A 1,410-nucleotide genomic window follows, 5' to 3' on the forward strand; every position below is an offset into this window, starting at 1 on the left:
GGTTTCTTGTCGGTGGGTCGAACTAGTGTTCGGGTATGGAGTCGGAGGTCGCCGCCACACTCGACGCGTTACGCGCGGCGATCGAGGATGTGCGGGCCCTGCCGTTCGGATCGATGTCCCCGGCGGAGCTGCTCGAGGTGTGCTCCGGGATCCAAGACGCGCACAACCTGTTGCCCACCGCCGAACACGCCGCCATCACCGCCCTCTCGGATCAGAGCACCCCGGCGCGGATCGGGGCGAAATCCTGGCCCGACGCCCTACGCACCCGGCTGCGCATCTCCCAGAAGGAAGCCCGCCGCCGCTTCCGCGACGCCATCAACCTCGGACCCCGCCACACCCTGACCGGCCAACCCCTACCGGCACGCCGGGCCGCCACCGCCGCCGCCCAAGCCGGCGGCTGGCTGACCCAAGACCACATCGAGGAACTGGAAAAGTTCGCCACCGCCTGCCCCGGCTGGGTGGATGCCCAGCGCCGCCAGGACTTCGAAGAGAAGCTGGTCGCGGTCGCCGCCACCAATTGCCCCGATGTGCTGCGCGGCGCCATCAGCGAAGCGTTGTATCTGCTCAACCAGGACGGCGAAGAACCCATCGAGGACCTGGCCGCCCGCTCCCGCGGCATCGTGCTGGGCCCCCAAGAACCCGACGGCACCCGCAGCATCCGCGGCCGGGTCACCGCCGAACTCGGCGCCACCCTCGACGCCATCACCGGCAAATGGGCCGCCCCCGGCATGTGCAACCCCGACGACGAACAACCCTGCACCACCGGCACCCCCACCCAACAGCAGATCGACACCGACACCCGCACCAGCCGACAACGCACCCACGACGCCCTGCTCACCCTGGGCCGGCACGCCTTGATGTCCGGCGAACTCGGTCAGCACAACGGACTACCCGTCTCGATCGTGGTCACCACCACCCTGCAAGAACTCGAAGCCGGCGCCGGAGTCGCGGTCAGCACCACCGGCACCAAACTGCCCATTCCCGACCTCATCCGCCTGGCCGCGCACGCCCACCACTACCTGGCCGTGTTCGACACACACACCAACGTGCCGCTCTACCTCGGCCGCACCAAACGCATCGCCACACCCGGGCAACGGTTGGTGCTCTTCGCCCGCGACCGCGGCTGCACCCGCCCCGGCTGCACCGCCGCAGCCGATCGCTGCCAAGCCCACCACGCCACCGAGGACTTCGCCCACGGCGGGCTCACCGACATCACCGACCTCACCCTGGGCTGCGGGCCACATCAACGCCTCGTCGGCCCCAGCAAATGGACCACCCGCATCAACAAGAATGGCCGCTGCGAATGGATCCCACCAGCCCTCCTCGACACCGGCCAATCCCGCATCAACACCTACCACCACCCCCAGCAATACTTCACCGACAACCAAGACGACGACGAAACAGACTGTA

At 68.4% G+C, this 1,410-nt stretch carries 1 protein-coding gene; it reads left to right on the plus strand.

Annotated features, from left to right (window positions below):
- Positions 1–35: 35 nt before the first annotated feature.
- On the plus strand, positions 36–1,410 hold a 1,375-nt coding region (locus A5784_RS00005; RefSeq protein WP_064941075.1), incomplete at its 3' end, for an HNH endonuclease signature motif containing protein.

Source organism: Mycobacterium sp. 852013-50091_SCH5140682, from assembly GCF_001665685.1.
In the GTDB taxonomy this organism is placed as follows: Bacteria; Actinomycetota; Actinomycetes; order Mycobacteriales; family Mycobacteriaceae; genus Mycobacterium.